The 24,245-nt window shown below is 70.7% G+C and carries 22 protein-coding genes; 20 read left to right on the plus strand and 2 right to left on the minus strand.

Annotation, left to right across the window (positions count from 1 at the left end; all coding sequences use genetic code 11):
• The first annotated feature begins 13 nt into the window (after positions 1 to 13).
• The 3 genes from GL325_RS10290 to GL325_RS10300 are packed head-to-tail and all read left to right on the plus strand — an operon-like array spanning position 14 to position 1,766.
• Positions 14 to 169 (plus strand): hypothetical protein, encoded by a 156-nt coding sequence (locus GL325_RS10290; protein ID WP_154596967.1) that lies wholly within the window; start codon positions 14 to 16, stop codon positions 167 to 169.
• 9 nt (positions 170 to 178) lie between these two features.
• Positions 179 to 835 (plus strand): PH domain-containing protein, encoded by a 657-nt coding sequence (locus tag GL325_RS10295; RefSeq protein WP_230081562.1) that lies wholly within the window; start codon positions 179 to 181, stop codon positions 833 to 835.
• A gap of 22 nt (positions 836 to 857) precedes the next feature.
• Positions 858 to 1,766: a tetratricopeptide repeat protein gene (locus GL325_RS10300; RefSeq protein ID WP_187769470.1), complete on the plus strand. Its 909-nt coding sequence runs from the start codon at positions 858 to 860 to the stop codon at positions 1,764 to 1,766.
• A 103-nt stretch (positions 1,767 to 1,869) separates the two neighbouring features.
• On the opposite strand, the gene GL325_RS10305 is transcribed toward GL325_RS10300, so the two are convergent.
• The gene (locus GL325_RS10305) at positions 1,870 to 2,763 is read right to left on the minus strand and encodes an NUDIX hydrolase (RefSeq protein ID WP_223111107.1); all 894 of its coding nucleotides are present in this window, start codon (positions 2,761 to 2,763) and stop codon (positions 1,870 to 1,872) included.
• A 38-nt stretch (positions 2,764 to 2,801) separates the two neighbouring features.
• Here GL325_RS10305 and GL325_RS10310 point away from each other — a divergent pair, with 38 nt between their 5' ends.
• The 8 genes from GL325_RS10310 to GL325_RS10345 all read left to right on the plus strand — a co-directional run bounded on the left by GL325_RS10310 (position 2,802) and on the right by GL325_RS10345 (position 11,527).
• The gene (locus GL325_RS10310; protein ID WP_187769471.1) at positions 2,802 to 3,287 is read left to right on the plus strand and encodes a GNAT family N-acetyltransferase; all 486 of its coding nucleotides are present in this window, start codon (positions 2,802 to 2,804) and stop codon (positions 3,285 to 3,287) included.
• Between the two features lie 42 nt (positions 3,288 to 3,329).
• The gene (locus GL325_RS10315) at positions 3,330 to 4,109 is read left to right on the plus strand and encodes an enoyl-CoA hydratase/isomerase family protein (RefSeq protein WP_154596970.1); all 780 of its coding nucleotides are present in this window, start codon (positions 3,330 to 3,332) and stop codon (positions 4,107 to 4,109) included.
• Between the two features lie 161 nt (positions 4,110 to 4,270).
• Positions 4,271 to 5,053, plus strand: coding sequence for an electron transfer flavoprotein subunit beta/FixA family protein (locus GL325_RS10320; RefSeq protein WP_255956010.1), 783 nt, complete (start codon positions 4,271 to 4,273; stop codon positions 5,051 to 5,053).
• Between the two features lie 17 nt (positions 5,054 to 5,070).
• The gene (locus GL325_RS10325; RefSeq protein ID WP_154596971.1) at positions 5,071 to 6,018 is read left to right on the plus strand and encodes an electron transfer flavoprotein subunit alpha/FixB family protein; all 948 of its coding nucleotides are present in this window, start codon (positions 5,071 to 5,073) and stop codon (positions 6,016 to 6,018) included.
• Between the two features lie 268 nt (positions 6,019 to 6,286).
• A complete protein-coding gene (locus tag GL325_RS10330) occupies positions 6,287 to 7,852 on the plus strand; it encodes an ABC transporter substrate-binding protein (protein ID WP_223111108.1) in 1,566 nt (521 codons plus the stop codon).
• 75 nt (positions 7,853 to 7,927) lie between these two features.
• Entirely contained in the window at positions 7,928 to 8,854 is a 927-nt protein-coding gene (locus GL325_RS10335) for an ABC transporter permease (protein WP_154596973.1), read from the plus strand.
• A complete protein-coding gene (locus GL325_RS10340; protein WP_154596974.1) occupies positions 8,847 to 9,821 on the plus strand; it encodes an ABC transporter permease in 975 nt (324 codons plus the stop codon). Before GL325_RS10335 ends, GL325_RS10340 begins: the two co-directional genes overlap by 8 nt.
• A complete protein-coding gene (locus GL325_RS10345; protein ID WP_187769473.1) occupies positions 9,818 to 11,527 on the plus strand; it encodes an ABC transporter ATP-binding protein in 1,710 nt (569 codons plus the stop codon). Before GL325_RS10340 ends, GL325_RS10345 begins: the two co-directional genes overlap by 4 nt.
• Positions 11,528 to 11,596: 69 nt before the next feature.
• On the opposite strand, the gene GL325_RS10350 is transcribed toward GL325_RS10345, so the two are convergent.
• Positions 11,597 to 12,136, minus strand: a complete 540-nt coding sequence (locus tag GL325_RS10350) for a hypothetical protein (protein WP_154596976.1) — start codon at positions 12,134 to 12,136, stop codon at positions 11,597 to 11,599.
• A 121-nt stretch (positions 12,137 to 12,257) separates the two neighbouring features.
• On the opposite strand from GL325_RS10350, the gene GL325_RS10355 reads away from it, so the two are divergent.
• From GL325_RS10355 to GL325_RS10395, 9 genes are all read left to right on the plus strand, one after another.
• Positions 12,258 to 12,941 (plus strand): hypothetical protein, encoded by a 684-nt coding sequence (locus GL325_RS10355; protein WP_187769474.1) that lies wholly within the window; start codon positions 12,258 to 12,260, stop codon positions 12,939 to 12,941.
• Positions 12,941 to 14,515, plus strand: coding sequence for a DNA polymerase Y family protein (locus GL325_RS10360; protein WP_187769475.1), 1,575 nt, complete (start codon positions 12,941 to 12,943; stop codon positions 14,513 to 14,515). The genes GL325_RS10355 and GL325_RS10360 overlap by 1 nt, the downstream gene beginning before the upstream one ends.
• Positions 14,516 to 14,530: 15 nt before the next feature.
• On the plus strand, positions 14,531 to 17,905 hold the full coding sequence (locus GL325_RS10365; protein WP_187769476.1) for an error-prone DNA polymerase: 3,375 nt from the start codon (positions 14,531 to 14,533) through the stop codon (positions 17,903 to 17,905).
• A 41-nt stretch (positions 17,906 to 17,946) separates the two neighbouring features.
• Positions 17,947 to 18,834, plus strand: coding sequence for an enhanced intracellular survival protein Eis (gene eis / locus GL325_RS10370; RefSeq protein WP_187769477.1), 888 nt, complete (start codon positions 17,947 to 17,949; stop codon positions 18,832 to 18,834).
• Between the two features lie 74 nt (positions 18,835 to 18,908).
• Positions 18,909 to 19,550 (plus strand): NUDIX domain-containing protein, encoded by a 642-nt coding sequence (locus GL325_RS10375; protein ID WP_187769478.1) that lies wholly within the window; start codon positions 18,909 to 18,911, stop codon positions 19,548 to 19,550.
• Positions 19,547 to 20,791, plus strand: a complete 1,245-nt coding sequence (gene nadA, locus GL325_RS10380) for a quinolinate synthase NadA (protein WP_187769479.1) — start codon at positions 19,547 to 19,549, stop codon at positions 20,789 to 20,791. Before GL325_RS10375 ends, nadA begins: the two co-directional genes overlap by 4 nt.
• Positions 20,791 to 22,308: an L-aspartate oxidase gene (nadB, locus tag GL325_RS10385; protein WP_187769480.1), complete on the plus strand. Its 1,518-nt coding sequence runs from the start codon at positions 20,791 to 20,793 to the stop codon at positions 22,306 to 22,308. The genes nadA and nadB overlap by 1 nt, the downstream gene beginning before the upstream one ends.
• On the plus strand, positions 22,301 to 23,137 hold the full coding sequence (nadC, locus tag GL325_RS10390; protein ID WP_187769481.1) for a carboxylating nicotinate-nucleotide diphosphorylase: 837 nt from the start codon (positions 22,301 to 22,303) through the stop codon (positions 23,135 to 23,137). Before nadB ends, nadC begins: the two co-directional genes overlap by 8 nt.
• Positions 23,134 to 24,243, plus strand: a complete 1,110-nt coding sequence (locus GL325_RS10395; protein ID WP_187769482.1) for a cysteine desulfurase family protein — start codon at positions 23,134 to 23,136, stop codon at positions 24,241 to 24,243. The genes nadC and GL325_RS10395 overlap by 4 nt, the downstream gene beginning before the upstream one ends.
• Positions 24,244 to 24,245: the final 2 nt, after the last annotated feature.

Below are 24,245 nucleotides of genomic sequence, written 5' to 3' on the forward strand. Positions count from 1 at the left end.
ATAGAACTGTGCTGTGGTGAAAAAGGCAGTGGTCCTGTTCGTGGTCGGCTTCGCGCTCTACTACCTGTTCAGCACGCCCGATGACGCTGCGACGGCCGTGCGGAGGGCCTTCGACGCGGCCATCAGTGCGTTCGGACAGGTCGGCGTGTTCGTCTCCGGGCTCGCGTAGGGATGGGTCATGACCGAGCGACCGGCGATCGAGATCGCACCGTCTTCTGTCGTGACGCGATTCTGGCGACGCCTGCGTGAGCCGTTCCCCGACCCCGGGACCCATGTCGCGCTGAACAAGCGCCTCAACCCGCGCAGCGGCGAGCGCGTCCTGCAGATCGTCCCCAAGCACGTGGCCGTCTACTGGCCGCTGCCGGCGTCGATGCTCGCCTCCCTGGGCGCGCTGGTGGTCCTGCTCGCCCACTGGACCTCGGCCGCCGCGCAGCTGTTCTGGCTCGTGTCCCTCGTCGTCGTGATGATGGCGGCGGTGCGTGCGTACGTCGAATGGCGCGACGTCTTCGTGGTGACCAACTGGCGGGTCGTGCGGCTCAGCGGCGTCCTCACCGCCCGCGTCGCGACGATGCCGATCAACCGCATCCTCGACATGACGATGACCCGGCCGTTGCTGGGGCGCCTCGTCGGCTACGGCCACTTCGTGTTCGAGTCCGCCGCCCAGGAGCAGGGGCTGCGCGAGATCAAGTTCGTGCCGGACATCCTCGCGGTCGACCGTGAGATCAACAATGCCGTGAACAAGGAGAACCGTCGGCGCGAGCGCCTGCTGGTCTCGCCCGATCGCTCGTTCGGTGACTCGGACGACGAACCGACGGAGCCCATCCGCGGTCTGTGACCTTTCTTCCTAGACTGTCCCCATGAGCTTCTCCCAGCCCGGTGCGTTCGACCTGTCCTCGTTGGCCAAGCCCCGTCCGCAGGCGGGAGCGGCCACGCCCGCGCCCGACGGCGCGGTCTACGTCATCGACGTGAACGAGGCCGACTTCCAGCAGGCCGTCGAGTCCTCGATGCAGCACCTCGTCGTGCTCAGTGTGTGGTCCCCGCGCGCCCCGCAGAGCGTGGAGTTCAACGAGGTCCTCGCGCGGGCGACCTCGGCGTACGGCGGAGCGCTGCAGCTGGCCAGGGTCGACGCCGATGCCAACCCCGGCATCGCCCAGGCCCTGCAGGTCCAGGCCGTCCCCTTCGTGGTCGGCCTCGTCCAGGGCCGTCCCGTGCCGCTCTTCCAGGGCACGGTCGACGCCTCCGAGGTCAAGCGCTTCTTCGACGAGCTCGTGCGGCTCGCGCAGGAGAACGGCCTGACCGGTCGGGCCCAGCCCTCCGGTGGCGCCCCCGCGGACGCGCCCGAGGAGCCCGAGGACGACCCGCGCTTCGCGGCCGCCGACGAGGCGTACGGCCGCGGTGACTTCGACGCCGCCATCGCCGAGTACGAAACGCTGCTCGCGCAGACGCCGGGCGACGCGGAGGTCGTCGAGCGTCTCGCCGCGACGAAGCTCTATGCCCGCGTGTCGGGTGCCGATCTGCAGGCAGCCCGCCAGGCGGCCGCCGACGCACCGGACGACATCGACGCCCAGATCCTGGTGGCCGACCTGGACGTCACGGGCGGACACATCGAGGACGCGTTCCTGCGGCTCATCGACCTGGTCAAGCGCACGTCCGAGGACGACCGCGAGCGGGTGCGCCAGCACCTGCTCGACCTGTTCACCGTGGTCGGTTTGACGGACCCGCGGGTGGCGCAGGCGCGCCGCTCGCTCGCCGCGGCGCTGTTCTGAGCGCCTGTTTACCACGGTCCCGTGGTAATCACGCGCCTCCCCAGGGAAGCTTCCCCGGGGGTGCGCGCCATTACCACGGTCCCGTGGTAAACCGTCACGTCGCTCAGTCCGGCTGCTGCGGCGCTTCGCGGTAGGCCGGCAGGGGAGCGTCGGCGAGCGACTCGAGCAGCTCGGTCGTGGCCAGCGTGGCCTTCTCGCGCACGGTCTCGAGGTCGCACCAGTGGACCGCGGCGATCTCGGACCGCTGCAGCACCATCTGGTCGACGAGGTCGGCATCGACGACACCCAGGTCGAACACGAACAGGCACGCGTCGTCCCAGCGGCTCCACGGCGGCAGCCAGTTCATGGTGACGAGTCCGTCGATCGTGACGGTGATGCCCAGCTCCTCCTCGAGCTCGCGGACCAAGCCGGTCGCAGGGCTCTCGCCGACCTCGACGACGCCGCCGGGCAGGTCCCACTCGCCCTTGTAGGTCAGCTCGCACAACAGCACCCGGCCGTCGCGATCGCGCAGGACGCCCTGGCCGATCACGCGCTTGCGGGGGAGTCCGGCGTTGAGGATCGCGACGAAGCCGTCGCGGCTGAACGCCGGCGGGTCGTCGACGACGCGGGCCAGCAGGACCTGCTCGACCTCGCCCCGCGGTGCGCGGGCGATGCCCTCGCGGCGGAGTCCGGCGATCGAGGCCGCCCGCAGGCCCAGCGGGTCGTCGGCGGGGACGCGGGCCTCGACACGGGTCCACCCCAACTGCGTGAACGCGTACTCGACGCCGATCCTCAGGGCGCGGCTGGCGACCATGGCGCCCGGTCCGGTCGAGAACTTCCAGCGCATCGACCCGAGCGTGCGGCCGGCCTTGCCGGGACTGCGCTGGAGCGCGACCGTCCCGATCCGCTCGCCGCCGTAGACCACGGCGAATCCGTGGAGATCCTCGGCGCCGGAGGTCGGTTCGAGCACGAGGTCGTCGTCGCGCAGCAGGGCTGAGGCGTCCGCGGGTTCGGTCACGAGCCGAGGCTACCGTCCGCCGTGATGGAATCGGCTCCATGACCGATCCGCGGATCCGCCCCGCCCAGACCGACGACGTCCCCGCGATGGTGCAGCTCGTGCACGACCTGGCCGCGTACGAACGCGCCCCGGACGACTGCGTGCTGACCGACCAGATGCTGCACGAGCGCCTCTTCGGGTCGTCGCCGGCGCTGTTCGCCCACGTCGCCGAGGTGGACGGTGTCGTGGTCGGCGTGGCGATCTGGTTCCTGAATTTCTCGACCTGGGACGGCGTCCACGGCATCCACCTCGAGGACCTGTACGTCGACCCGGCCCATCGCGGGTCCGGTCTGGGGAAGGCGCTGCTGGCCCGGCTCGCGCAGGTGTGCGTCGAGCGCGGGTACAGCCGCCTGCAGTGGCAGGTGCTGGACTGGAACACCCCGTCGATCGAGTTCTACCGCTCGCTGGGCGGCGTCGACCTGGCCGAGTGGCGCACGTACCGACTGGCCGGCGCGCCGTTGCAGGCGCTGGGCTCGGTGTCCTGACGCTGTCCTATGCTCGGCCCAACCCACACAGGAGGCACAGCCATGGCGGAGTTCGTCCGACTCGAGGTGACCGACGGCGTCGGCACGATCCGACTCGACCGACCCAAGATGAACGCGCTCGACGCGCAGGTTCAGACCGAGTTGCTGGAGGCGGCCCGCGAGGCCGACCGTCGCGACGACGTGGCCGCGGTCGTGGTGTGGGGTGGCGAGCGGGTGTTCGCCGCGGGCGCCGACGTCAAGGAGATGGCCGACATGGGCTATCCCGAGATGTTCCGCCACGCGCACCTGCTGCAGGAGTTCACGCGGGCCATCGCCGCGATCGGCAAGCCGACCGTCTCGGCGATCACCGGCTTCGCGCTGGGTGGAGGCCTCGAGCTCGCGCTGGCGACGGACCTGCGGTTCTGCGCCGACAACGCGAAGCTCGGTCAGCCCGAGATCCTGCTGGGCATCATCCCCGGCGCCGGCGGCACCCAGCGCCTCGCGCGCCTGATCGGTCCGGCCAAGGCCAAGGACCTCATCTACACGGGCCGCTTCGTCGCGGCCGACGAGGCGCTGGCCCTCGGCCTGGTCGACGAGGTGCTGCCCGCCGACCAGGTCCTCGACCGCGCGGTCCAGTGGGCGTCGCAGTTCGTCGGGGGACCGGCCATCGCGCTGCGCACCGCCAAGGACGTCATCGACAAGGGACTCGAGGTCGACCTGCAGACCGGGCTCGAGATCGAGCGCGCCGGGTTCACCGGCCTGTTCGCCACCCAGGACCAGACCGACGGCATGGCCTCGTTCGTCGCACACGGACCGGGCAAGGCGACGTTCACCGGCTCGTGATCCACGCCACGCGCCTCGCGGTGCGGGGTTTCGTTACCTTTCGGTAACATCGTGGCAGGAAGGGTCGCCTCACTCATGCGTGCGAACGCGTGGCAGGGTGGTCCCGATACCTCGCGGGCGATCAACCGTCGTTCGCGCCCCGAATTCACAGGAGGGTCCTCGTGACCAAGATCGTTGTCGCTGTGAAGTACGTGCCGGACGCCACGGCGGACCGCACGTTCGACGAAGCGGATAACACCGTCGACCGTGAGAACGTCGACGGCCTTCTCTCCGAGCTCGACGAGTACGCGGTCGAGCAGGCGCTGCAGGTCGTCGAGAACGGTGACGGTGAGGTGACCGTCCTGACCGTCGGCCCCGCCGACGCCTCGGATGCCGTCCGCAAGGCCCTGCAGATGGGCGCCGACGCCGGCGTCCACGTCGAGGACGACGCCATCGCCGGATCGGACGCCTTCGCGACGTCCCTCGTCCTGGCCAAGGCCATCGAGAAGCTCGACTACGACATGGTGTTCTTCGGCATGGGCTCGACCGACGCCGGCATGGGTGTCGTCCCGACGCTCGTCGCCGAGCGCCTGGGCCTGCCGGCCATCACGTTCGCCTCGGAGATCTCCGTCGACGGCGACACGGTCAAGATCCGTCGCGACGGCGACGCCGCCACGCACGAGATCGAGGCCACCGGCAAGCTCGTCGTCTCGGTCACCGACCAGACCGGCGAGGCCCGCTACCCGTCCTTCAAGGGCATCATGGCCGCCAAGAAGAAGCCGGTCGAGCAGTGGAGCCTGGCTGACCTGGGTGTCGACGCGGCCGAGGTCGGCCTCGACAACGCCTGGACCAAGGTCGAGTCCACGACCCCCCGTCCGCCGCGCACCGCCGGCGAGATCGTCACCGACGAGGGAGACGGCGGCACCAAGCTCGTCGAGTTCCTCGCGTCCAAGAAGTTCGTCTGAGAAGGGCATAGACAGTCATGAGTGAAGTTCTCGTTCTGATCGAAGCCCCGCAGGGCAAGGTCACGAAGCCCTCGCTGGAGCTCTTGACCATCGCGCGCCGCATCGGCGAGCCGTCGGCGGTCGTCTTCGGCGATGCCGACAACGCCGTGCTGTCCGAGTACGGCGCGGAGAAGATCTACACCTACTCCGACAGCGTCTACCAGGAGTACCTCGTCGCGCCCAAGGCCGAGGCCCTGGCCGCGCTGGTCGCCTCCACGTCGCCCGCCGCCGTGCTGGTGCCCTCCACCAGTGAGGGCAAGGAGATCGCGGCCCGCGTCGCGCTCAAGTCCGACTCGGGCCTGATCACCGACGCCGTCGACGTGACCGTCGACGGTGGCGCGATCACCACCACCCAGATGGCGTTCGCCGGCAACTTCACCGTCGCCGCGCAGGTCACGAAGGGCGCCCCGGTCATCGCGGTCAAGCCGAACTCGGCCGCGCCCGAGGCCGTCGCCGGTGCCGGCACGGTCGAGGCCGTCTCGTTCGACGTCCCCGAGTCCGCCAAGACGGTCAAGATCGTCTCGTCGGAGCCGCGCGTCTCCACCGGTCGTCCCGAGCTGACCGAGGCGGCCATCGTCGTCTCCGGCGGCCGTGGCACCGGTGGCGACTTCTCCGAGGTCGAGGCCCTGGCCGACGCCCTCGGTGCGGCCGTCGGCGCCTCGCGCGCCGCCGTCGACTCGGGCTGGAAGCCGCACACGTTCCAGGTGGGCCAGACCGGCAAGACGGTCTCGCCGCAGCTGTACGTGGCCAACGGCATCTCCGGTGCCATCCAGCACCGCGCCGGCATGCAGACCTCCAAGACGATCGTCGCGGTCAACAAGGACGAGGAGGCGCCGATCTTCGAGCTCGTCGACTTCGGCGTCGTCGGTGACCTCAAGACGGTCCTGCCGCAGGCCACCGAGGAGATCACCAAGCGCAAGGGCTGACCACTCTCCCTGCGCCGACCAGCGGCTCCGTCCCCTCGGGGGCGGGGCCGCTGTGGTCTGCCCGCGGACGGCCTGCGGCCCGGGACGTGAATTTGGTTGCAGTTCGGTGAATTAGCGCGTCTGGATTGGGGGCGGGACATGCCCAGGTGGTACTTATGGATGAGGCGCGTACACGCATGTCCAATGACGTACGCACATTCACAGGAGGATATTCATGCGACTTCGGCGTTCAGCCCTCGCAGGTATCGCCATCGCCGCCGTTGCCAGTTTGAGCCTGGCAGCGTGCTCGAGCGACAGCGACGACAACGGTGGCGGCTCCACCGATTCCGTGATCACGGCGTACGGCACTGAGCCGCAGAAGCTGCTGATCACGACCAACACGAACGAGGTCGGCGGTGGCAACATCATCGACCTGCTGTACGCCGGTCTGGTCTCCTATGACCCCGAGGGCGAGATGACCAACGAGGTCGCCGAGTCGATCGAGTCCGAGGACAACAAGAACTGGACCATCAAGCTCAAGGACTGGAAGTTCACCGACGGGACGCCGGTCACGGCCGAGTCCTTCGTGAAGGCCTGGACCTACGCCTCGGATCCCAAGAACGGCCAGCTGCAGGCGTACTTCATGTACCCGTTCGCCGGCACGGACGAAGAGGGTGTCCTCATCGATCCCGCCAAGGGCCTCGGCGCCAAGGCCGTCGACGACAAGACGATCCAGGTCACGCTGAAGGAGGCCGAGCCCGAGTTCCCGCTGCGCCTCGGCTACTCGGCGTACTACCCGCTGCCCGACGCCGCGTTCGACGAGAGCGGCAAGATCACCGACGAGTTCGGTGAGAAGCCGATCGGCAACGGCCCGTACGTCCTGGAGTCCTGGGAGCACGAGGTCGAGGCCAAGCTGACGCCCAACGATGACTACAAGGGCTCGCGCGAGGCGAAGAACGGCGGTGTGACGTTCAAGTTCTACACCGATCCGGACTCCGCGTACTCCGACCTGCAGGGTGGCAACCTCGACGTCCTCGAGGCCGTCCCGCCGAGCGCGCTGAGCAGCTTCGAGACCGACGACTCGATCCAGGCCTTCACGGGCAACGGCGCGAACTTCGCGTCGATCACGATCCCCGAGCGTCTCGAGCACTGGAGCGGCGAAGAGGGCAAGCTGCGCCGCGCCGCGATCTCCAAGGCGATCAACCGTGAGGAGATCACCGAGAAGATCTTCGAGGGCTCGCGTGTCCCGGCCGAGGACTTCTCCACGTCGCTGTTCCCGGGCTTCACCAAGGACATCCCCGGTAGCGAGGTCCTCGACTTCGACGCCGCCGAGGCCAAGAAGCTGTGGGCCCAGGCCGACGCCATCTCCAAGTTCGACGGTTCCTTCACGGTGGCGTACAACGGTGACGGCCCCGGCAACAAGGAGTGGGTCGAGGCTCTCGTGAACCAGGTCGGCAAGAACCTGGGCATCGAGGCCAAGCCCAAGGGCTACGCGACGTTCAAGGAGCTGCGTGAGCTCGTGACCAACCGCGAGATCAAGACCGCCTTCCGTACCGGTTGGCAGGCCGACTACCCGTCGATCTACAACTACCTGGGCCCGCTGTACGGCACGGGTGCCGGCTCGAACGACGGTGACTACTCCAACCCCGAGGTCGACAAGCTCCTCAAGGAGGCGCTCGGCGCCGAGGGTGATGAGCAGGCCAAGAAGTTGGCCGAGGTCCAGGAGATCCTGTTCCAGGACCTCCCGGCCATCCCGTTGTGGAACCAGCGCATCGCCGGTGCGGCTGCCGATGGCGTCGAAGGCGTCGTCTTCAGCTGGCAGGGCAAGCCCGAGTACCACCTCGTCACCAAGTAATCGACAGCGGTAACAACGCGGGGGGACGGCACCTGAGAGGGTGCCGTCCCACCGTGTGCCGCGAGGAGTGTGCACATGTGGTGGTATGTCGGTCGTCGACTGCTCCAAACGATCCCGGTCATCCTGGGGTCGACTTTCATCGTCTACGGACTGGTGTTCCTGTCTCCGGGTGATCCCATCGGCGCCTTGTTCGGCGAGAAGGCGGTCCCCGAGGCGGTGCGAGCCCAGATCGCTTCGCAGTACAACCTGGACGACCCCTTCCTCGTCCAGTGGCTCAAGTACCTCGGCAACGCGCTGACCGGCGACTTCGGTGAGGCCTTCTCCGGCCGTCCCGTGGCCGACCTCGTCGCGACTGCCTTCCCGGTCACCTTGAAGCTCGCCCTGATGGCCCTGGTCATCGAGGCCACCCTCGGCATCGCCGCGGGCTTCTACGCCGGCATCCGCCGTGGCGGCATCTTCGACTCGACGATGCTCCTGGTCTCGCTGCTGGTCATCGCCGTCCCGATCTTCGTCTTCGGCTTCGTCATGCAGCTGATCTTCGGCGTCAAGCTCGGTTGGGCGCCCATCACCGTCGGTGGAGACGCGTCGTTCGAACGATTGATCCTGCCCGCCATCGTGTTGGGCCTGACGTCGTTCGCCTACATCTTGCGACTGACCCGTTCCTCGGTCGTCGACAACCTCACGGCGGACCACGTCCGCACGGCGCGCGCCAAGGGCCTGTCGTCGGCCACGGTCAACCGCCGTCACGTGCTGCGCAACTCGCTCATCCCCGTGACGACCTACCTCGGCACCGATCTGGGCACGCTCATGGCGGGTGCGATCGTCACCGAGGGCATCTTCAACGTCCCGGGCATCGGTCGACTGGCCTTCTCGGCCGTCCAGCGTGGCGAGGGGCCGACGGTCGTCGGCGTCGTCACCGTGATGGTCCTCGTCTACGTGCTGATGAGCCTGCTCGTCGACCTTCTGTACGCCCTCCTCGATCCCAGGATCCGCTATGCGTGAAGTCATCCGCCCTGGCCAGGAGCGCTTCGTCGCTCCGCTGTCCCACACCCCGCTCGAGGCCACCGGCACCGTCGACGAGTCCCAGTCGCCCGAGAGCCAGTGGCTCGTCGCCTGGAAGAGTCTGCGCAGCAACTGGATGTTCTGGGTGGCGGCCGTGATCCTGCTCGGGGTGACCGTCGTCGTGGTGGCGCCGGGCCTGTTCACCAGCGTCGACCCGATGGACAGCGACCTGAGTCGCAGCCTCGACGGGCCCTCGCCCGGTCACCCCGCCGGCTTCGACAAGCAGGGGTACGACGTCTTCGCGCGCACGATCTACGGGGCGCGCGCCTCGGTGCTCGTGGGCATCCTGTGCACCTTGGTGGTCGCCGTGCTGGGCACGGTCACCGGGATGATCGCCGGCTTCTACGGCGGCAAGGTCGACACCGTCGTCTCGCGCATCGCGGACATGTTCTTCGCGATCCCGCTGCTGCTGGGCGCGATCGTGGGTCTGTCCATGGTCGACAACCGGTTCCCCGAGCGCGGCTACTGGGGTGCGATCTTCGCGGTCGTGTTCGCCCTGGCCGCCTTCGGCTGGCCGCAGGTCACCCGTATCGCGCGTGGTGCGGTGCTCGAGGTCAAGAACCTCGAGTTCATCGACGCGGCCCGCGCGATCGGCGCCTCGCCGCTGCGCAACCTGGTGCGTCACGTGCTCCCCAACTCGCTGCCGCCGGTCATCGTGGTCTCGACCGTGTCGCTGGGCATCTTCATCGTCGCCGAGGCGACCCTGTCGTTCCTGGGCATCGGACTGCCCTACGGCATCGTCTCGTGGGGCAACGACATCGCCGCCGCCCAGAACCAGGTGCGTTCGGGGACCCGCCTGGGCGTCATGTACTGGCCCGCCGGTGCCCTGATGATCACGGCGCTGGGCTTCATCCTGTTGGGTGACGCCGTCAGCGACGCCCTCGATCCGAAGCGGAAGAACCGATGAACTCCACTGCATTGCTCGAGATCAAGGACCTCCATGTCGCGTTCGCGCGCGGCAAAGAGCTCGTTCCCGCCGTCCGCGGCGTCAATCTGAAGGTCTACGAGGGCCAGACGGTCGCGATCGTGGGCGAGTCCGGCTCGGGCAAGTCCACGACCGCGCACGCGGTCATCGACCTGCTCCCCGGCACCGGTCAGGTCACCGGCGGCCAGATCCTGTTCGACGGCACCGACCTGACGACGGCCGGCCGCAAGCAGATCATGGCCGTCCGTGGCTCGTCGATCGGTCTCGTGCCTCAGGACCCCATGTCGAACCTCAACCCGCTGTGGCGGGTCGGGTCCCAGATCAAGGAGGCCCTCGAGGCCAACGACGTGGCGTCGGGCAAGGAGGCTGACGCTCGCGTCGTCGAGCTGCTGGCCGAGGCCGGACTGCCCGACGGCGAACGCCGGGCCCGCCAGTACCCGCACGAGTTCTCCGGCGGCATGCGCCAGCGCGCGCTCATCGCGATGGCGCTGGCGGCCCGGCCGCGACTGTTGATCGCCGACGAGCCGACGTCCGCGTTGGACGTGACGGTGCAGAAGCAGATCCTGGACCACCTGGACATGCTCACCGAGAGCCTGGGTGTCGCCGTCCTGCTGATCACCCACGACCTGGGCCTGGCCGCCGAGCGGGCGGACCACCTGGTCGTCATGTACAAGGGGCAGGTCGTCGAGTCCGGTCCCGCGCTGGAGATCCTGCAGGACCCGCAGCACCCGTACACGAAGCGACTGGTGTCCAAGGCGCCCTCGCTGGCCTCGCAGCGCCTCTCGTCCGAGCGGGCGCGCACGCAGGTCCGTGAGCAGGCCATGGAGAGCGCCGCCGAGACCGCCCAGGAGGTCTCCGAGAGCGCGGAGGCCTTCGGCGAGGGCGGCGACGACGTGTTGGTCGTGGAGGACCTGACCAAGGTCTTCGAGCTGCGCGGCGGCAAGCCGTGGGAGAAGGTGCCGTTCACGGCCGTCGACTCGGTCTCGTTCCGGCTCCGCCGGGGCACCACGACGGCGATCGTGGGCGAGTCGGGCTCGGGCAAGTCCACGGTCGCGCGGATGGTGCTGGACCTGCTGCCGCCCACGTCGGGCCGGGTGCTGTTCGACGGTGTCGACATCCGTGAGCTCAAGTCCAAGGCGCAGAAGCTGAAGTTCCGCCGTCAGATGCAGCCGGTCTTCCAGAACCCGTATGCGTCGCTGGACCCGATGTACTCGATCTACCGTTCGATCGAGGAGCCGTTGCGCACGCACGACGTCGGCTCCAAGGCCGAGCGCGAGGCCAAGGTGCGCGAACTGCTCGACAAGGTCTCGCTGCCGTCCAACGTGATGTCGCGCTACCCGGGCGAGCTGTCCGGTGGTCAGCGTCAGCGCGTCGCGATCGCCCGTGCTCTCGCGCTCGATCCCGAGGTCGTGATCTGCGACGAGGCCGTCAGTGCGCTCGACGTGCTGGTGCAGGCGCAGATCCTCGAGCTGCTCAACGACCTGCAGGCCTCGCTGGGGCTGAGCTACCTGTTCATCACCCACGACCTGGCGGTCGTCCGCCAGATCGCCGACGACGTCCTGGTGATGCAGAACGGCAAGGTCGTCGAGCACTCGTCGGTGTCGCAGGTGTTCGACAGCCCGCGCGAGGAGTACACGCGCCGCCTGCTCGACGCGATCCCGGGCGGGTCCATCGACCTGGCGCTGTGACCGTCACCGTCTGACGACACGACTGAGGGGGTGGGCCGACCGGCCCACCCCCTCAGTGCTGTGCGTGGCTCAGGCCTTGCGCTTCTGGACGTCCCAGATGAGCGAGGTCTGGGTGCTGCGCGGCATCTCGGCGGTGCCCGCCTTCACCTTGCGGTACCGGCAGTCGCCGCGGTACAGCGAGTACTTCGTCGCGGTGAACTTGCGCGTCTCCTGACGCTGGCGCAGGCGGTACTTGTACTTCCCGTTCCGCTTCACGCTGGCCGTGTACTTCCACGCCTTCTTCTTGCTCCACTTCTTCGTGAGCGAGCCGCTGACCTCGGCCTTCGCCTTGACGAAGACGGTGCCGGCCTCGGCCGAGAGCTTGGAGCTGACGGTGGCCGACGTGGCGGACGTGGCCGACTGGTTGTACGTGATCGTGAACCTGGCGTTCTTGGGACGCACCCAGTCCGAGTACAGGCCGGTGGGCTTGTAGGACTTCGAGATCTTCGTGAACTTCCACTTGGTGGAAGGCAGGTTCTGGCAGTCGGGCGCGGCGTGTGCGACCTGCGGCGCGAGAGCCGTGGCCGCTGCGGCCACGGTGGCGATGATGATGGTCTTGATACGGAACATGGTCCCCCCGATGGTGATTGTGGTGAGGGGAAGTTAGCAAAGCGCGCAGGCGCGAGCAACGCGACACGAGGGGGTGCACCCCGGTGTTGACGACATCGAACACGTGTTCGATGATGGAGGAGTGAGTCCCTCCGTCCCTGCTGCCACTGGCGCCACACTGGTCGATGACCTGCGGGCGCAGATCGGCCGGATGCAGGGCCGTCCCTCGGTGCTGTCGATGCCGACGCACCCGGCGCTGGAGGGCCTGATCTCGTTGCAGCCGGGCGGCAGCTACTGCGTCGACGCCACCAGTCTGGCCCTGCTGCTGATGGCCGGACCCTCGCGGGACGGCGCCTGGTGCGCGATGGTCGGCACCGAGCGGGTGGGGTTCGAGGCGGCCGCCGCGGTGGGGGTCGACCTCGACCGCACGGTCTGGGTGCCCGACGCCGGTGCCGACCCGGCCTCCGTGCTGGGGGCCCTGGTCGACGCGGTCGGCGTCGTGATGGTCGACCGCGTGACCCTGCCCGAGCGCGAGGTCGCCCGGCTCCGCGCCCGCCTGCACCGGCGCCAGGGCGTCCTGATCGCGGTCGGTGACTGGCCTCGCGTCGATGCCCGGCTACGCCTGCGCGACCCGGCCTGGACCGGCGTGCAGGACGGCCACGGACACCTCGTGGCCCGGCAGGTGACCCTCGAGGTCGAACGAGGTGGCCGGGTCACCGGCTCGCGCCGGCTGTGGTTCCCCGACCGCGAGCTGCACGTCGCGCCGGTCGGCGGGTCGACGGTCGAGCGCGCCGTGCGTCGCGGTCCGATCGAGGTGGCCGGCTGATGCGCACGATGGTGGCGTGGGTTCCCGACTGGCCCGCTCTCGTACGCCAGGCCGAGCACGCCGAGGCGAACCGGGGCGGCTCGACCGCCGATGCCGAGGCGCTCGCGGTGCTCGACAAGGGCGTCGTGCTGGCCTGCACGCCGGCGGCCCGGGCCCAGGGCGTCCGCCGGGGGATGCGGCGCCGCGACGCACAGTCGCGCTGTCCCGACCTGGTGGTGTGCGACCACCGCCCCGAGGTCGACGCCCGCACCTTCGAGCAGGTGCTGACCACCCTCGAGGAGCTCAGCCCGGGGGTGGCGCCGCTGCGTCCCGGCCTGTGCGCCTTGAGCGTGCCCGAGCGGTACTACGGCGGCGAGGCGGAGGCCGCTGCCGTGATGGCCGAGCAGCTGGTCGGGCTCGGGGTGTGGGACGTGCGGTTCGGCATCGCCGACGGGGTCTTCGTCGCCGAGCTGGCGGCGCGGCAGGCGCCCGCCCAGGACTGCCTCATCGTGGCCCCCGGCGGCAACGCCGACTTCCTGCGCGAGCTGCCGGTCGAGGTGCTGGAGGTGCCCACGCCGGCGGATGCGACCACCCCGGGACTGGATCTGGTCACCGTGCTGCGCCGGTTGGGGATCCGGCGGGTCGGTGAGTTCGCGGCGTTGCCCGCGGCCGACGTGGTGGCGCGGTTCGGCGCCCACGGGGCGCTGCTGCACCGGTGGGCCCAGGGTGAGGAGGTGCGGCCGATCTCGCGCCGCACCCCGCCGCCCGAGCTCGTGGTCACCGTGGCCTTCGAGCCGGCGCTCGAGCGGTCCGAGGCCGTGGTGTTCAGCGCGCGCCAGAGCGTCGAGAGCTTCGTCCGTGGACTCGACCGGGCCGGTCTGGTCTGCTCGACGCTGCGGATCGAGGTCGATGCCGAGGTCGCGGGCGAGCCGCGCGTGTCCAGCCGGGTGTGGCGTCACCCGCGGTGGTTCGGGTCCGGTGACGTGCTCGACCGGCTGCGCTGGCAGTTGTCCGCCGATCCACCCGGTGGACCGGTGGTCGCGGTGCGCTGCGTCCCGGTCGAGGTCGAGCCCCTGGGCGACCATGCCGAGAGCCTGTTCGGCGGGGGACCCGACGACCAGGTCGAGCGGTCCGTGGCGCGGGTCCAGGCGCTGGTCGGACCCGAGGGGGTGCGCACGGTCGGTGTCCAGGGCGGGCGCGCACCGGCGGACCGGCGGCTGTCGGCGCCGTGGGGCGAGCGTCCCGTCGTGCAGCGACCGGTCGACCGGCCGTGGCCCGGCAGCGTGCCGGCACCGGCGCCGGCCACGGTGTTCACCGAGCCGGCGCCCGCGCAGGTGGTGGGTGCCGAAGGGCTCCCGGTCAGTGTCAGCGGACGCGGCGGGCTGTCGGGTCGGCCGGCCCGGTTCCGCGCTGCGGCCGATCTGGCCTGGCAGCCCGTGGCCGCCTGGGCCGGGCCGTGGCCGGTCGACGAGCACTGGTGGGACGAGGCCGCGGCCCGACGCGTGGCCCGTTTCCAGGTCGTCGGTGTCGACGGCAGTGCCTGGCTCATGGTGGTCGAGAACGGCCGCTGGTGGACCGAGGCCCGCTATGACTGATCCGGGACGGCTCTGATGGGCTGGAACAACCCCGACATCTCCTGGCGCGAGCTGGAGGCACGGCTGTCCGGACGCTGGCGCGACCCGGCCCAGCCGTTGCCCGACGGTGGCGACGGCCCGGCGTTCTCGCGCAAGCGGCCCGCCTATGAGGCGCCCGAGACCCCCGAGGTGCCGGCCGCGGTGGTGCCGTACGCCGAGCTGCACTGCCACAGCAACCACAGCTTCCTCGACGGTGCCAGCCACCCCGAGGAGCTCGTCCGCGAGGCGGTGGGGCTGGGGCTGTCGGCCCTCGCCCTGACCGACCACGACGGGTTCAGCGGCGCCGCCCGGTTCGCCGAGGCCGCCCAGCTGCACGGGCTCCGCACGGTCTACGGGGCCGAGCTGTCCCTGGGGCTGACCGGCCCTCAGAACGGCGTCCCCGATCCCGAGGGCGACCACCTGCTGGTGCTGGCGCGCGGGGTCGAGGGCTATCACGCGCTCGCCTCGGCGATCACCGAGGCGAACCTGGCCGGCGACGAGAAGGGCCGGCCGGCCTACGACCTGGCCGACCTGGCCGAGCGCGGTCGCGACCGCTGGGTCGTGCTGACCGGCTGCCGCAAGGGCTGGGTCCGGCGCGAGGGGATGAGCGGACTGCGCCGGCTGGTCGATCTCTTCGGCCACGACCACGTGGTCGTCGAGCTCACCGACCACGGCGGACCCGGCGACGGTCCCGCCAACGACGCCCTCGCGGGCTGGGCCGCCGAGCTGGGGCTGCCCACGGTCGCCACCGGCAACGTCCACGCCGCGCGACCCGCCGACACGCGACTGGCCCAGGCGTTCGCCGCCGTGCGGGCCCGGCGCAGCCTGGCCGAGCTGGACGGCTGGCTGGCGCCGCCGCCGTTCCTGCGCTCGGGGGCCGAGATGGCGCAGCGGTTCGCCCGGTGGCCCGGCGCGGTCGCCCGCTCGGTCGAGATCGCCGACGCGTGCGCGTTCGACCTGCGCAAGGCCTCGCCGCGGCTGCCCAAGCAGGACGTCCCGCCCGGACACACCCCGATGAGCTGGCTGCGCGAGCTGGTGCGGCAGGGGGCCGACCGGCTCTACGCCGACTGTCGCGACGACGCCGAGACACGGCTGCAGCGCGAGCTGGCCGTCATCGAGGACAAGGACTTCGCCGGGTACTTCCTCATCGTCCACGACATCGTCGCCTTCGCCCGCAGCCGCGGCATCCTGTGCCAGGGCCGCGGCTCGGCGGCGAACTCGGCGGTCTGTTACGCCCTCGAGATCACCGCGGTCGACTCGATCAAGTACGGGCTGCCCTTCGAGCGCTTCCTCTCGGCCACCCGCGACGAGGAGCCCGACATCGACGTGGACTTCGACTCCGACCGTCGCGAGGAGGTGATCCAGTGGGTCTACGACAAGTACGGCCGCCGCAACGCCGCGCAGGTCTGCAACGTGATCAGCTACCGGCCCAAGTCCGCGGTGCGCGACATGGCCAAGGCGCTGGGGTACTCGGCGGGTCAGCAGGACGCGTGGAGCAAGCGGATCGACTCGTGGTCCTCCGTCCGCACCGAGAACGGCAGTGGTGAGGGCGCCGAGGCGATCCCCGAGCCGGTCGTGCGGCTGGCCGAGCAGGCGATGAAGTCGCCGCGGCACCTGGGCATCCACTCCGGCGGCATGGTCCTGACCGAGCGTCCCGTGGGCGAGGTCGTGCCGATCGAGCGCGCCCGGATGCCCGGCCGCACCGTGCTGCAGTGGGACAAGGACGACTGCGCCTACATGGGACTGGTCAAGTTCGACCTGCTCGGCCTGGGGATGCTCGGCGCGATCCAGCACACCTTCGACATCATCGACGAGTCGATCGGCGAGCGGTGGACGCTCGCGACGATCCCCAAGGAGGAGCAGGGCGTCTACGACATGCTCTGCCGGGCCGACTCGATCGGGGTGTTCCAGGTCGAGAGCCGGGCCCAGGTCGGCACCCTGCCACGGTTGCGGCCCCGCCGGTTCTACGAGCTGGTCATCGAGATCGCGCTGATCCGTCCCGGCCCCATCCAGGGCGGAGCCGTGCACCCCTACATCCGGCGCAAGCTGGGGGAGGAGCCGATCACGTATCCGCATCCCACCCTCGAGCCGGTGCTGGAGCGCACGCTGGGGGTCCCGCTGTTCCAGGAGCAGCTCATGCAGATCGCGATGGTGCTGGGCGGGTGCACCGGGGACGAGGCCGACCTGCTGCGCCGGGCGATGGGCTCGAAGCGAGGACTGGAGAAGATCGACCGGCTGCGCGACCAGCTGTACCTGGGGATGGCGCAGAAGGGCATCACCGGCGACCTCGCCGACGACATCTACGGCCGGATCCAGGCCTTCGCCAACTTCGGCTTCGCCGAGAGCCACGCCATCAGCTTCGCGTTGCTGGTGTACGCCAGCAGTTGGCTGAAGCTGCACCATCCGGCGGCGTTCCTGGCCGGTTTGCTCCGGGCGCAGCCGATGGGGTTCTACTCGCCGCAGTCGCTCGTGGCCGACTCGCGGCGCCACGGCGTCGAGGTCAGGAGTCCCGACATCGTGCGGTCGGGCGTGCACGCCGACCTCGAGCGGCTCGGCGACGCCACCGGACCCACGGGACGGGCGTCCTGCGCGGCCCAGGAGCAACCGCCGGTGGGGGAGTTCGATCCCGCCGCCGAGCCCGACCACGCCGAGCACCGCCGCGACGGGCACCACGCGGTGCGGCTGGGGCTGACGTCGGTCCAGGGGATCGGGGTGGCCGATGCCGAGCGCATCGTGGCGGCGCGTGCTGAGCGACCGTTCGACGACATGGCCGACGTGGTGCGCCGCTGCGGGCTGACCCGGGCCCAGCAGGAGCAGCTGGCCACGGCGGGCGCCTTCGACGGCTTCGGGCTGACCCGGCGGCAGGCGATCTGGAACGCGGGCTACACCGACAGCCAGGACCGGCTGCCGGGCACGGCGATCGTCGCGCCGCCGCCGATGCTCCCGGGGATGAGCGACGTCGAGCTGACGCTGGCCGACCTCGAGTCGACCAGGATCTCCCCGCGCGAGCACCCGTTCGCCCACCTGCGGCCGATGCTGACGCAGCAGGGGGTGCTCGCGGTGGGTGGTCTGATCCGGCACGAGCCGAACCGGCGGATCCGGGTCGCGGGCCTCATCACCCACCGCCAGCGGCCGTACACCGCCGGGGGCGTCACCTTCCTCAACCTCGAGGACGAGACCGGGATGCTCAACGTCGTCGTGTTCGACACCGTGTGGCAGCGCCATCGCCAGGTCGCCCGCTCCAGTGCGGCGGTGGTCGTCACGGGCCGGCTCGAGCACCAGCAGGGTGCCGTCAACCTCGTCGCCGAGGTCATCGAGCGGCTCATCGACCCCGCCGTCCCGCGGGGCCACCGCTCCCGCGACTTCCGCTGAGACGCCGGAGGTGTCGAAGCAGCGGGTCTAACCTCGAGCCCATGGAGATCCGGAGGCTCACCGAGGACGACCGGGACGCGCTCGTCGCCGTGCGGCTCCCGGCATTCGGCACGACGACGCTCGGCGGCGACCGCGTCGAGCACCCGGCGTTCGAGCGTTGGGGCCTGTTCCTCGACGAGCAGCTCGTGGCCACCGCCACGCGCAAGCCGTACGCCTCGTGGTTCGGAGGGCGAGAGGTGCCCACGTGCGGCGTCGGGGGCGTCGCCATCGCGCCGGAGTTCCGGGGCCGTGGACTGCTGCGACCGCTCATGGAGCGACTGCACGACGACGCCCGGGCGCAGGGGGACGTGATCGCCACGCTGTTCGCCAGCGCGCCCGGGATCTACGCGAGCCTGGGGTACCGAACCGTCGGGGCGATGGACACGATCGAGGTCCCGGCGACCGCCCTGCGCGGCTTCACACGACAGCGCGACCTCCGTCGCGCGACGGCGGACGACCTGCCGGAGGTGAAGCGGATCTATGCCGACTGGGCCAGCCGGCACGACGGGCCGCTCACGCGCACCTCGGTGGAGTTCGACCACGATGTCTGGCTGAACGACGCCACCGGAGTCACCCTCGCGCTCGACGAGGACGGCCGGGCCGTCGCCTACGCTGCGTGGAACCGGTCGCCGGGTGTCGGCGGGGATGCCTTCGTCGAGGTCGAGGACCTGGTCTGGGTCGACGACGCGTCGCGCGACACCCTGCTGTGGATGTTCGGCACGTTCTCGAGCATGACCCCGACGGGCCGCTTCGACACGTCCGGCACGGAGTTGACCTCGGTGTTGCCGGACCATCGGGTCCGCGAGCACCACCCGTACGACCTGCTCGTGCTGCGGCCGGGGGAGTTCGAGCCGCCGACCGGGACCGTGCTGATCCGTGACTATTTCTGAGACAGAGCGACCTTAGGGTTGACATGACCATAACCTCCCCTTAGTGTCCTTGTGACCCTAAGGAGGTGGGTGCGATGGAACAGCGGATCGAGTTGGCCGTGTCCACCGTGATCTTCGCGTTGCGCCCGCACCCGGCCACCGGACGCGACACGCTCTGGCTGCCGCTGGTGCGGCGGATCCGCGAACCGTTCCTCGGCCGCTGGGCGCTGCCGGGCGGACCGCTGGAGCCGGCCGAGGACCTCGTCACGTCGGCGCGCACCACACTGCGTCGCACGACCGGGCTCGAGCCGTCCTACCTCGAGCAGCTCTACAGCTTCGGCGGCATCGACCGCTCGCCCGACCGGGTCGTCTCGATCGTCTACTGGGCGCTGGTCCGCCCCGACGAGGACGCGCGCGCGATCGACGGCGAGAACGTCGAGTGGTTCGTGGCCGACGAGGTCCCCGACCTCGCGTTCGACCACAACGACATCGTCGAGTACGCCCTGCGCCGGCTGCGCGCCAAGATCACCTACTCCGACATCGCGCACGCGTTCACCGGCGAGGAGTTCACGATCGCCCAGTTGCGCGAGGTCCACGAGGCGGTCCACCAGGTCCGGCTCGATCCCGCGAACTTCCGCCGCCAGGCCCTGGCGAATCCGCGCATCGTTCCCACGGGGCGCCACCTCACCGGGACCAGCCACCGGCCCCCGGCTCTCTACCGACTGGAGACACCATGACCCTCTCGATCAACGACCTCATCGTCTCGGCGCCGGGCAACTCGTGTGACGCGGACCTGGCGAAGTCGCCGTGGGAGTTCGACGGGTTTCCCGGGTACGGGCCGGGCGCGTCGGAGCACGACCTGGTCCCCGAGCCGGTCGTGCGTCCCGGCCAGCTGCCGTCGGCGTACCAGCGCATGCCCGAAGCCGAGCTGCACGCGCGGATCCGCGCGGCCAAGCAGACCCTGGGCGACCGGTTGGTGATCCTCGGGCACTTCTACCAGCGCGACGAGGTCGTGCAGTACGCCGACTTCGTGGGCGACTCGTTCCAGTTGGCCAATGCCGCGCTGACCCGCCCCGATGCCGAGACGATCGTCTTCTGCGGCGTGCACTTCATGGCCGAGACCGCCGACATCCTGGCCCGCCCCGAGCAGCACGTCATCCTGCCCAACCTCGCGGCCGGCTGCTCGATGGCCGACATGGCCGACGAGGACTCGGTCGAGGCGGCGTGGGAGTACCTCACCGAGTTCTACGGCGACGACGACACCGTTCCGGTCACCTACATGAACTCGTCGGCGGCGCTCAAGGCGTTCTGCGGGCGCCACGGCGGGATCGTCTGCACGTCGTCGAACGCCTCCACCGTGCTGGAGTGGGCCTTCGAACAGGGCCGCCGGGTGCTGTTCTTCCCTGACCAGCACCTGGGCCGCAACACCGCCAAGGCGATGGGCGTCCCGCTGGAGCAGATGCCGATGATCAACCCCCGCGCCACCGACCTGGGGGTGGACGCCGAGGTGCTGCGCGACGCGCGCGTGTTGCTGTGGCCCGGCTTCTGCTCGGTGCACAAGCGCTTCACGGTGGCCCAGATCGAGCAGGCGCGCGCCCAGTACCCGGGCTGCCGGGTGATCGTGCACCCCGAGAGCCCGATGCCCGTCGTCGATGCTGCGGACGCCGCCGGATCGACGGACGCGATCCGCAAGTTCATCGCGGCCCAGCCGTCCGGCTCCGTGATCGCCGTCGGCACCGAGATCAACATGGTCAACCGGCTCGCGGCGGAGCACCCGGACAAGACGATCTTCTGCCTCGACCCGGTCGTGTGCCCGTGCTCGACGATGTACCGGATCCACCCCGGGTACCTCGCCTGGGTGCTCGACGGCCTCGTCGAGGGTGAGGTGCGCAACGAGATCGTCGTCGACCCTGACGTCGCCACCCACGCCAAGGTCGCTCTCGAGCGGATGCTCGCGGCCCTGCCCCAGGACCACTGATGACGACCCGCGTGATCGTGGTCGGCAGCGGCGTCGCCGGCCTGACCACGGCCCTGGAGCTGGCCGTGCGCCCGTGCGTCGAGGTGACCCTCGTGGCGAAGGCGCCCCTGGCCCAGTCCAACACCGCCGTCGCCCAGGGCGGGGTCGCCGTGGTGACCGCGCCTGCCGACACCGCGGCCTCGCACGTGGCCGACACGGTCGCGGCGGGCGCGGGCCTGTGCGACACCGACGCGGCCGAGGTGTTGTGCGCCGAGGGCCCGGCTGCGGTCGGCACGTTGATCCGTCGCGGGGTCCGGTTCGACCAGGAGGGCGGCCGGCTCGCGTTGGGCCTCGAGGCGGCACACTCCCACGCGCGCATCGTCCACGCGGGCGGAGACGCGACCGGTGCGGCGATCTCGTCGGCCCTGATCGCACGGCTCGAGGGCTCGGGGATCGTCGTGCGCGAGAACACGACCGTGGTCGACGTCGTCGTCGAGGCCGGCGCCGCCCGCGGTGTCCGTCTGCTCGACGGGGAGGTGCTGACCGCCGACGCGGTCGTGCTGGCCACCGGGGGAGCAGGTCAGCTGTTCCCGTTCACCACCAACCCCGCGGTGGCGACCGCCGACGGCGTCGCGATCGCGCTGCGCGCCGGTGCCGTGCTGGCCGACCTGGAGTTCCACCAGTTCCACCCCACCTCCCTGGCGACGCCGGGCAATCACCTGGTGTCCGAGGCGGTGCGTGGTGAGGGCGCGGTCCTGATCGACGCCGACGGTCGTCGGTTCATGACCGAGGTCCATCCCGACGCCGAGCTGGCCCCGCGTGACATCGTCGCCCGCGGGATCGCCGAGCAGATGGCGCGGCAGGGCGGCGTGCCCGTCCGGCTGGACGCCACGGAGCTGGGCGCACGGTTCCTGGCGGAGCGGTTCCCGTCGATCGACGCGGTCGTCCGGTCCCAGGGCCTGGACTGGTCCCGTCACCCGATCGAGGTCGCCCCGGCCGCGCACTACGCCATGGGCGGTGTCCGCACCGACCGGTGGGGCCGCACGAGCGTGCCCGGCCTGTTCGCCGTCGGCGAGGTCGCGTGCACCGGCTTGCACGGAGCGAACCGGCTGGCATCGAACTCGCTGCTCGAGGGCGCGGTCTTCGGCGAGCGGGTGGCCGACGCGGTCCTGGAGCCCTCGGCGGCCGAGCCGTTCGACCGGGCGCGTTGGGCCCCGCCGCTCGAGCTCGACGTCGACGGAGGTGACGACACCTTCGGACGCACCGACCTGCAGCACCTGATGTGGTCCGCCGCAGGGCTGTCGCGTGATGCCGACGGGCTGCAGGAGGCGGCCGACGTCCTCGCCCGGTGGGCGCCGCCGGCGACGACCGACGCGAAGGCGGCCGAGGACGCGAATCTGTGGCTCGTGGCGCGTGCCGTGGTGGCCGCCGCCCTCGCCCGTACCGAGTCGCGCGGGGCCCACTTCCGCCGTGACTTCCCGCTGCCCGAGCCCGGCCCAGCGGTCCACTCGACCCTCGTGGGGGTGCGTCATGCTTGATCGTCGTCAGATCCGCCGCGTCGTCGAGAACGCGCTGGACGAGGACGCGCCGCACGGCGACCTGACCTCGGAGGTCTTCGTGCCGGCCGAGGCCGTCGCGACGGCCGACCTCGTCGCCCGCGAGCCCGGCGTCTTCGCCGGCGCCGAGGTGTTCGAGGTCGCGATGACCACCCTCGACCCCGGGCTGGACGTCACGCTGCTGGTCGCCGACGGCGAGCTCTTCGGTGCCGGGACACCGCTGGCCACGGTCCGCGGCAACGCGCGGGCGGTGCTGCGCGGCGAGCGGATCGCCCTCAACCTGGTCCAGCGGATGTGCGGCATCGCCACGGTCACGGCGGCGTACGTCGCGGCGGCCGGACCGGGCGTCCGGGTGGCCGACACCCGCAAGACCACGCCGGGCCTGCGAGCCCTCGAGCGGCACGCGGTCCGGTGCGGGGGAGGCCACAACCACCGGTTCAGCCTGTCCGACGCCGTGATGGCCAAGGACAACCACCTCGCGCTCGTCGAGGACGTCACCGCGGCGATCCGCGCGGCCCGGGCGCGGCTTCCCCACACGACGCACCTCGAGGTCGAGGTGGACCGGCTCGACCAGATCGAGCCCGTGCTGGCCGGGGGAGTGGACACGATCATGCTCGACAACTTCGATCTCGAGGACCTGCGTCGAGGTGTCGAGGTCGTGGCGGGCCGCGCCCTCGTCGAGGCCTCCGGAGGCGTGAGCCTCGAGACCATCGGCGCCATCGCAGGGACCGGTGTCGACGTGATCAGCGTGGGGGCACTGACGCACTCGGTCAGGAACCTCGACCTGGGCCTGGACGTGCGGTTGTCGTGATCTACCTTGACCACGCGGCGACGTCGCCCGTGCGCCGTGAGGTGCTCGAGGCGATGTGGCCCTACCTGACCCGCGACTTCGGCAACCCGGCCAGCCACCACGAGGTGGGGGCCGCCGCGCGTCACGGGCTCGACGACGCCCGGGCGCGCGTCGCGCGACAGCTGGGCGCGAGGCCGTCCGAGGTCACGTTCTGCAGTGGCGGCACCGAGTCCGACAACACGGCGATCAAGGGCATCGCCCTGGCGGACCCGCGGGGACGCCACGTCGTCGTCAGCGCCGTCGAGCACCCGGCGGTGCTGGAATCGGCGGCGTGGCTCGGCCGGATCGGGTACGACGTCACCGTCCTTCCCGTCGACGCCGACGGTGTGGTCCAGCCCGACGTGCTGGCCGAGGCGCTGCGCGACGACACCACGGTGGTCAGCATCCAGTACGCCAACAACGAGGTCGGCACGATCCAGCCGATCGCCGAGCTCGCGGCGCTGGCGGCGGAGCGTGGCGTGCCGTTCCACACCGATGCCGTGCAGGCCGCGGGATGGCTCGACCTCGACGTGCGGATGCTCGGCGTCACGGCGCTGAGCCTGAGCGGCCACAAGCTCGGCACGCCCAAGGGGATCGGCGTCCTGTGGGTCGACCGGCGGCAGCGGTTCGAGCCGCTGGTCCACGGCGGAGGCCAGCAGGACGGCCGCCGCTCCGGGACCGAGGACGTGGCGGGCGTCGTCGGCCTGGCGACCGCGCTCGAGGCGGGGCACGGCGATCCCGCGGTGGTCGCCGGCCGCCGAGACCGCTTCGTTGCCGGTGTCCTGGCCGCGGCACCGGGGACGCGCCTCACCGGTCATCCCGGCAACCGTCTGCCGGGGCACGCGTCGTTCGTCTTCCCCGGACGGTCGGGCGAGTCGTTGCTCGTCGACCTGGAGGCCCGCGGGATCGTGTGCTCCAGTGGCTCGGCCTGCGCGGCCGGCAGTGACGAGCCCAGCCACGTCCTCACGGCGATGGGTCTCGAGCGCGAGGTCGCGCAGAGCGCCGTCCGATTCACGTTCGACGCGTCGGTGGACGGCGTCGCGCTCGAACATGCTGCGCGCGCGCTGGCTCGCATGGCGCAGGGTTGAGC

This window comes from Aeromicrobium sp. 636 (genome assembly GCF_024433585.1).
GTDB classification, from domain to species: Bacteria; Actinomycetota; Actinomycetes; order Propionibacteriales; family Nocardioidaceae; genus Aeromicrobium; species Aeromicrobium senzhongii.

Bases quoted from the DNA above. Each gene is read 5' to 3' on its own strand.
- nadC (WP_187769481.1), top strand. From the start codon at position 22,301: ATGCTTGATCGTCGTCAGATCCGCCGCGTCGTCGAGAACGCGCTGGAC.
- GL325_RS10335 (WP_154596973.1), top strand. From the start codon at position 7,928: ATGTGGTGGTATGTCGGTCGTCGACTGCTCCAAACGATCCCGGTCATC.
- GL325_RS10295 (WP_230081562.1), top strand. From the start codon at position 179: ATGACCGAGCGACCGGCGATCGAGATCGCACCGTCTTCTGTCGTGACG.
- GL325_RS10300 (WP_187769470.1), top strand. From the start codon at position 858: ATGAGCTTCTCCCAGCCCGGTGCGTTCGACCTGTCCTCGTTGGCCAAG.
- GL325_RS10350 (WP_154596976.1), bottom strand. From the start codon at position 12,136: ATGTTCCGTATCAAGACCATCATCATCGCCACCGTGGCCGCAGCGGCC.
- nadA (WP_187769479.1), top strand. From the start codon at position 19,547: ATGACCCTCTCGATCAACGACCTCATCGTCTCGGCGCCGGGCAACTCG.
- nadB (WP_187769480.1), top strand. From the start codon at position 20,791: ATGACGACCCGCGTGATCGTGGTCGGCAGCGGCGTCGCCGGCCTGACC.
- GL325_RS10375 (WP_187769478.1), top strand. From the start codon at position 18,909: ATGGAACAGCGGATCGAGTTGGCCGTGTCCACCGTGATCTTCGCGTTG.
- GL325_RS10340 (WP_154596974.1), top strand. From the start codon at position 8,847: ATGCGTGAAGTCATCCGCCCTGGCCAGGAGCGCTTCGTCGCTCCGCTG.
- GL325_RS10360 (WP_187769475.1), top strand. From the start codon at position 12,941: ATGCGCACGATGGTGGCGTGGGTTCCCGACTGGCCCGCTCTCGTACGC.
- GL325_RS10345 (WP_187769473.1), top strand. From the start codon at position 9,818: ATGAACTCCACTGCATTGCTCGAGATCAAGGACCTCCATGTCGCGTTC.
- GL325_RS10365 (WP_187769476.1), top strand. From the start codon at position 14,531: ATGGGCTGGAACAACCCCGACATCTCCTGGCGCGAGCTGGAGGCACGG.
- eis (WP_187769477.1), top strand. From the start codon at position 17,947: ATGGAGATCCGGAGGCTCACCGAGGACGACCGGGACGCGCTCGTCGCC.
- GL325_RS10310 (WP_187769471.1), top strand. From the start codon at position 2,802: ATGACCGATCCGCGGATCCGCCCCGCCCAGACCGACGACGTCCCCGCG.
- GL325_RS10325 (WP_154596971.1), top strand. From the start codon at position 5,071: ATGAGTGAAGTTCTCGTTCTGATCGAAGCCCCGCAGGGCAAGGTCACG.
- GL325_RS10315 (WP_154596970.1), top strand. From the start codon at position 3,330: ATGGCGGAGTTCGTCCGACTCGAGGTGACCGACGGCGTCGGCACGATC.